This window comes from Halobium salinum (assembly GCF_026586625.1).
Classification (GTDB): Archaea; Halobacteriota; Halobacteria; order Halobacteriales; family Haloferacaceae; genus Halobium; species Halobium salinum.
This window is the reverse complement of sequence record NZ_JAODIW010000008.1, coordinates 1,097,139-1,103,307: the sequence shown is the minus strand read 5'-3', so window position 1 is coordinate 1,103,307 and position 6,169 is coordinate 1,097,139. Positions and strand designations below refer to the sequence as shown.

8 protein-coding genes, 1 tRNA gene and 2 rRNA genes are annotated in these 6,169 nt (G+C 68.1%); 9 read left to right on the top strand and 2 right to left on the bottom strand.

All coding sequences use genetic code 11. From position 1 onward, the window contains the following. A 23S ribosomal RNA gene (locus N5095_RS17775) occupies positions 1–165 on the top strand; the annotation flags it as partial. A 138-nt stretch (positions 166–303) separates the two neighbouring features. Continuing rightward, positions 304–425: ribosomal RNA gene (gene rrf, locus N5095_RS17770) — 5S ribosomal RNA — on the top strand. Between the two features lie 218 nt (positions 426–643). Here rrf and N5095_RS17765 read toward each other — a convergent pair. Beyond that, the gene (locus tag N5095_RS17765; RefSeq protein ID WP_267624469.1) at positions 644–1,258 is read right to left on the bottom strand and encodes a hypothetical protein; all 615 of its coding nucleotides are present in this window, start codon (positions 1,256–1,258) and stop codon (positions 644–646) included. 132 nt (positions 1,259–1,390) lie between these two features. Here N5095_RS17765 and N5095_RS17760 point away from each other — a divergent pair. The 6 genes from N5095_RS17760 to N5095_RS17735 all read left to right on the top strand — a co-directional run bounded on the left by N5095_RS17760 (position 1,391) and on the right by N5095_RS17735 (position 4,590). Further along, positions 1,391–1,466 (top strand) — tRNA-Cys (locus N5095_RS17760). A 230-nt stretch (positions 1,467–1,696) separates the two neighbouring features. Next, the gene (locus N5095_RS17755; protein ID WP_267624468.1) at positions 1,697–1,933 is read left to right on the top strand and encodes a hypothetical protein; all 237 of its coding nucleotides are present in this window, start codon (positions 1,697–1,699) and stop codon (positions 1,931–1,933) included. A gap of 88 nt (positions 1,934–2,021) precedes the next feature. Then, a complete protein-coding gene (locus N5095_RS17750) occupies positions 2,022–2,198 on the top strand; it encodes a hypothetical protein (protein WP_267624467.1) in 177 nt (58 codons plus the stop codon). A 95-nt stretch (positions 2,199–2,293) separates the two neighbouring features. Continuing rightward, the gene (locus N5095_RS17745) at positions 2,294–2,542 is read left to right on the top strand and encodes a hypothetical protein (RefSeq protein WP_267624466.1); all 249 of its coding nucleotides are present in this window, start codon (positions 2,294–2,296) and stop codon (positions 2,540–2,542) included. A gap of 90 nt (positions 2,543–2,632) precedes the next feature. Further along, positions 2,633–3,514 (top strand): hypothetical protein, encoded by an 882-nt coding sequence (locus N5095_RS17740; protein WP_267624465.1) that lies wholly within the window; start codon positions 2,633–2,635, stop codon positions 3,512–3,514. A gap of 482 nt (positions 3,515–3,996) precedes the next feature. Further along, positions 3,997–4,590: a hypothetical protein gene (locus tag N5095_RS17735; RefSeq protein WP_267624464.1), complete on the top strand. Its 594-nt coding sequence runs from the start codon at positions 3,997–3,999 to the stop codon at positions 4,588–4,590. A 77-nt stretch (positions 4,591–4,667) separates the two neighbouring features. Here the strand turns inward: N5095_RS17735 and msrA are convergent, their stop codons facing one another. Further along, entirely contained in the window at positions 4,668–5,204 is a 537-nt protein-coding gene (gene msrA / locus N5095_RS17730; protein WP_267624463.1) for a peptide-methionine (S)-S-oxide reductase MsrA, read from the bottom strand. Between the two features lie 139 nt (positions 5,205–5,343). Here msrA and N5095_RS17725 point away from each other — a divergent pair, with 139 nt between their 5' ends. Further along, complete coding sequence (locus N5095_RS17725) at positions 5,344–6,117, top strand: hypothetical protein (protein WP_267624462.1); 774 nt, start codon at positions 5,344–5,346, stop codon at positions 6,115–6,117. The last annotated feature ends 52 nt before the right edge of the window (positions 6,118–6,169 follow it).

Genomic DNA, 6,169 nt, shown 5'->3' with positions numbered 1-6,169 from the left:
CGTGACACGGGGTAAGAGCTGAACGCATCTAAGCTCGAAACCCACTTGAAAAAGAGGTACCACCGAGGACACTCGTAGAAGACGAGTTCGATAGACTCGGGATGTACGCGCCGAGGCAACGAGGCGTTCAGTCCGCGAGCACTAACAGTCCAAGCCACATTCATACACCCATCAGGGTGTTCATCGGAATCCACGCGATGGATTCGACGGAACGAGTTCAGGCGTAAACTGGATTGCACGTACAACACGGTCCTTGGACCACCAACATTGGTATCATCACGGTTCGATTCCGTGAGTTGGCGTTAGGACGGCCAGAGCGGCGGGGCAACACCCGTACCCATCCCGAACACGGAAGTTAAGCCCGCCTGCGTTTCGGCCAGTACTGGAGTGCGCGAGCCTCTGGGAACACCGCTTCGCCGTCCCCCACTCATACTACAAAAGCCACCGAGCCACTGCAGGGCTCGGTGGCTTTTTGCATATTCGGAGAGCGACGGCCACGTGTGTCGCCGGTCATCGTCGAAGAGCGACCGCGCTCGCAACCCACCTCGCGAGCGACGACAGCGGCGTCGTCGGCGGAACCCACTCGCCGACCTCGCCCCGCGACGCTCGCGAATTGCACGTACGACCCCGCCTATCGACACCGTCAGCGGACGAACGACGAAATCGAGCGGGCCACCCCGCAGAGTCGTTCGGTCAGCGGTCGAAAAACCGGGTTGGCACCGACACCGAGATATGCCGGCTGCGGGGTGTACGGTCGCCCGTCGAGCAGCGCCAGTGCGAGCGCGACGGCTCGGTGGTTTCCGTCGGCGACGAACCGCGGCACACAGCCACGGCGAGTCGACAACACCAGCGGCTCCCGAAACTCGTCCCGCTCGGAGAGCAGGCGGCGACGCTCCAAGACGTACGGCACGTCGACGCGGGTCTCCGCGCGGAGGCGGTCTGCCTCGCCGTCGGCGATGCGCTCGGCACAGCCACGGACTGTTCCGTCGGCGGCGAGCGCCCGCCACAGGAGTCCGTCGGGGCCGGGGACGACGTGCAGGTCGTCGAACTCCTCGCGTGTCAGGTCGAGCCGGTACCACTCGACGGGTGCGTCCCGCCAGACGAACGCGGCCGCACCGGGCTTGAACGTCAGGAGCTCGTCGAGTGCCGCGCGGTCGCTCACGTCGTCCGGCGGCGGGCCGTCGAGGTCGCGGTCGTGTTTCGCCCGTTCCAGCGCGAGCCAGTGACGGACGACCGTCCCCTCTGACACTCGCTCCATGACGACTACTCGTGCCTCCGGGCCCTCGATTCTTCGGCCCGGTTCTCCGGGTGGTCTCCAGTCGGGTACCGGGGACGACGCGGCGACGAGGACCGCTATGCTTATGAACGCAAGCCCGCTACCTGCTGGTGCGCCAAGGTGGCAGAGTCCGGCCTAACGCAGCGGCCTGCAGAGCCGCCCATCGCCGGTTCAAATCCGGCCCTTGGCTCTTGTTCGAGCGAGACTACGTCGAGGAGACATCGGACTCACGTCGAACTCGACGCGACTGACGAGCACCTTCGGAACCAGTTCGGTCCTCGAACCCTCCAGACGGTGACGACACGGCGTATCGCGACGATGTGGTCGCCGACTTCGAGCGCGACTCATTCTGAAGGTCCGGCCGGGTGAACGGTCCCGCCCGGACGCAACTGTGTTCAAGATTTCACGAGGTGTCGATACGTGGCGTGTACGTACGCACCCCCCTGGCTCGCCGTCGCGGTCGCGATGATGAGTGCCGTCGCGAACGGCACCTGCCTCCTCGGCGGTGACATCCCCGACCCCTCGATGATGCCTCCCGACGAGACCGAGATCGTCGTCGAACGACTCACCGTCGGCGGTGCGACCGTCTCCTTCGTCCGAGTGGACGTAGGGGGCTGCCGGTACGGTCGACGAGACGCACTCGGCGCCCGCCGGTGAGACGCTCGTCGGGAGCGCCGTCACCACCGCGGGCTTCAGCGAGCGGTCGGTCCTCTCGCCGCTGACACTCCACTACGACGCCGACGCGGTGGGTGACGACACCGAGACGGACCTGACCGTCTACCGGTACGACGCCGGCGCGCGGTCGTGGACCGCCGTCGGCAACGGTGGCGTCGTCGACGCCGGCGCCGACACCGTCTCCGTCTCTCTCACCGAGTTCGGAGTCGTCGCTTCGTTCGTCGACACCTGCCGGGTCGCGTCGTAGGCGACGGCCGACTTGACCGAGGTCTCCGTCCTCGCCGGTGACAAGAACTATACGACCGCTTCGGGAGGTACGGGTATCCTGGGAGACCGACCACGATGAGGGAGTTGGACACGTTCGATTACGCAGTCGTCGCCGCCGTCGCCGCGCTGGCGTACGTACAGCTCCCGTGGCGTCCGGCCATCAGACGGACGCTCCGGGAGACGGTCGCGAGGCTCGCCGCGGCCGCGTCGACAGTCGTCGGCACCGTGTCGGGGGTCGACGCGGAGGTGGCGGTCGTCCTCCTCGGGGTGGTCGCCGTCGGTCTCGTCGTCTACCTCGTCGAGGTGCTCCCGGGGCGGGGATGAGAAGGGGGTGACCCGGGTACGACGTGGCCGTTCGGAGCGACCCTCCTACAGTTAGTAACCGTTATACGGCGGGTGACCTTTACCCCGCGTATGCAACGACGCGCTGCGGCTGTCTTCGCCGCGTTCTTCCTCCTCGTCGGCGCGGCCTCGTACTCGCTCATCGCGACGGCACAGCAGCCCCACGTGGAGTTCGAGAACCCGGAGCAGACGCTCCAACAGAACGACACCTTCAGCGTGGGTGACCGCCAGTACACCGTCTCGGAGATCTCCGCCTCGTCCGGCGGCGGCGGTGGCGGTGGCCACGGTGGCGGCGGCGGTGGCGGCGTCACGCGCGCCGGGCAGATTACGTGGGTGAACGAGTCCGCCCAGTACTCGGCGACGCTCCAGAACAACAGCACGCTCGTGCGCGGCGAGCAGAACACGAGCTACCGGGTCGTCATCCAGAACGCGAGCGACGTCTCCTCGTTCACGCTCCGTGAGGACATCAACGAGTCGCGCATCCTCGCGGACGACCCGCAGGCGGACGACCAGCTCGTCACGCGCAACGGGAGCCAGTTCGTCGTCATCGAGGACGGGAGCGGCAACGCCACGCTCGTCCCCGCGAGCGAGTACTTCCCCGAACCCGAGACCCAGCAGTTCTCCGAGGGTGACTCCTTCGAGTACCAGAGCAACCAGACCACCGTCTCCAACGTGACCAACGGCTCGGCGACGCTCACCTGGACCGCCGAGAAGACCAACACCATCGAGGCGTCGAACGACGCCAACGTGACCATCGGCGAGGAGACGTACCTCGCACACTTCCCCGACAACGAGACGATGCTGCTTACGCAGGACTTCCAGAGCTTCCAGCGTCAGAACGACCGGATAGACCAGTTCACGACGAGCAAGAACGGGCTCTGGGGCATCGTCATCCTCTCGGGGGCGGCGGCGCTCCTGTTGCTCATGATGGCGTACCTCCCCTCGCGATACTGAGTCGGTACGAATTCGGCGTACATTCGGTTCGGTTCGATTCGATTCTGTTCGGGTCTCGGCATTCGATCCGGCTCCCGGGCCCACGTGATTCGGGGCGACCAGACCCGACCGGCTCTACCCGACCAGACCGGACCGACCGGCTCTGCCCGGCCCACCTTCGATTCCGGACCTCCCGACACCCCCCCGGCGTCCCGGGGTGCGCTCTCCTCTTCGACCGTCGCCCCGGGTCGTTCCCGACATCTCCTCTCCTCTATCTCGCCCGCTCGGTCGTCGCTTCGTACCCGCGGCTCTCGGAGGCGGGGGCCGACAGGACGGCGGAAGGTCGAAGACGGTACACGAGACGGTCCCCGAAACAGTCGCCGACCACCGGACACCGTCCCGGGTCAACGGCCGACAGTTTTCGCTCTCGGTCCGGTTTACCGGCGGTGTCGGCGTTTAGCGGCTCCATAGCTAAACGTCACCCCGCAGTATCCTCGGTGTCAATGGCGAAACGACGAGCGATTCTCGAGCGTATCGCAGGCGCCGCCGGCGTCGGCGCGGCCGTCGCGGTGGCCGGCTGTGGGTCGGCGAGCGACGGGGCGAACGGGACGACGGGCGACGAGGCAGGCACCGGGACGGGCGGTGGTGGCTCGGGCGACGCGGGGAACGATTCGACGGGGGCCGGCGGCGGTGGCGGCGCGTCCGGGGGCCGGTCACCGACTGCCAGCGGGCCGACGGTGAAAGGCACGGTGAAAGGGAAAGAGATAGTCCCTGCCGGGGCCGACGAGCCTCTCGTCCGCATGAACGAGACGACGATTACGGCCAGCGACAGCGCGTACGACGGGCGGTTCGAACGGGGCAACTTCACCGTCGGCGACGGGCTCGCCGAGGAGATGTCGTCGGAACACGGCGAACTCGCCTACTACCTCGTCCTCCGGCTCACGACCGAGGACCCGAGCATCGAGGCGGAGAAGGGCGACCGCGTCGCGTACCGCACCAGCCGGCGATGGTTCAACGCTGGCGGGCTCGGTGAGCTGGTGTGGGCCCGAACCGCCGGCGGCGAGGAGCCGTACATCACGGAGCTCATCGGGCAGTAGGTCGACCAGTCGTCCGATTCGACCGTCGACCGGGTCGGCGGCGGGGTCGTCGCCGCCGCCTCGACCCGAGAGGCGACCTACGCCTGCTTCAGCTTCGCCGCGAACTTCTCGCGCACCTTCTCGACTTTCGGTTGGGCGTGGAACTGACAGTAGGCGTCTTCGGGGTTCTTCTCGAAGTAGTTCTGGTGGTACGCCTCGGCCTCGTAGAACGTCTCCAGGGGTTCGAGTTCGGTGACCACGTCGTCGTCGTACTCCTCGTCCAGCGCCTCGATGTAGGCCTCGGCCTGCCGGCGCTGGTCGTCGTCGTGGTAGAGCACGATGGAGCGGTACTGCGTCCCCACGTCGGGGCCCTGCTTGTTCAGCTGGGTCGGGTCGTGGACGGCGAAGAACACCTCCAACAGTTCGTCGTACCCGATAGTCTCCGGGTCGTACTCCACTTGGACGACCTCCGCGTGGCCGGTGTCGCCCGAGCAGACCGCCTCGTAGCTCGGGTTCTCGACGTGGCCGCCGGCGTACCCCGAGGTGACGGAGTCGACGCCGCCCAGCTCCTCGAAGGCGGCCTCGACACACCAGAAACAGCCGCCGCCGAACGTCGCGCTGTGGGTCTCTGTCATCGCCAGTCAGTAGCCGCCGGACGCGTATGTATGTGGCGCGCCGGCTCACAGAGCGACAGCACGCGAGCCGACGACGGCGCTCGACTACGCCGTCGCCGCGGACGCGAAGGTCGATGTTCGTCCGGGTCCTCCGGACGGTGTGCACCAGACGGCCGACGAACACCGAAACGCGGCGGTCGAGGCGCTGGCGGGACGCGACCCCGAACGGGCGGGCGACGAGTACACGCGGACCGCGTGGGCCACGCTCGCGACCCCCCGAGCGGACGTCGGGCCGTTCGACGCGGACGAACGGGGGTGGGTCGGGGTCGGCCTCGGCGCCCTCGTCGTGAGCGCGGTCTGCTACCGAGTCGCCGGCCGCGACGCCCGCGCGACTCACCGGGGCGTCGAGGGGGTCGCCGTCGCCCGCGACCTCCGGCACGCGCTCGAACACCCCGTCCAGCGGGCCTGTCTCCGGGAGTTCGTCGCCGACTTCCGCGTCGTCGGAGGGCTCGACGGGGTCCAGGAGGCGTACGCCGCCGCGGCCGAGGCGTACGAGCACGCCGCCGACTCGCTCGACGGCGACGACCCCCAACGCTGGGCGACGACGCCGCTATTCGAGGCGGCCGCTGCGCCCATCAAACAGGTCGCTCGCGGCCCCGCGAACGGCGAAATCGCCGTCGCCTGGGAGGACCTCCACGGCCCCGACCCCTCCGCGCCGGGCGCCTTCCTCGCCCGCCGAGCGACCTACAAACGCCAGCGGTTCCCGAGCCTCCTCGCCCGGGTCGTCGACGACGGCGTCCTCGCGGCGCCGCGGGGGACGACCGAGTACGGGACGGACCACCACCGGTGCCCGCACTGCGGCTCGACGGACGTCAACTGGGTCGCCGACAGCACGCTCTGTCTGCGCTGTTCGCGACCGACCGAGCCGCAGTGAGTTTCGAGGGAAACCACACCGACCCCGTCGGACCGGAGAGCTATGCCCGCCG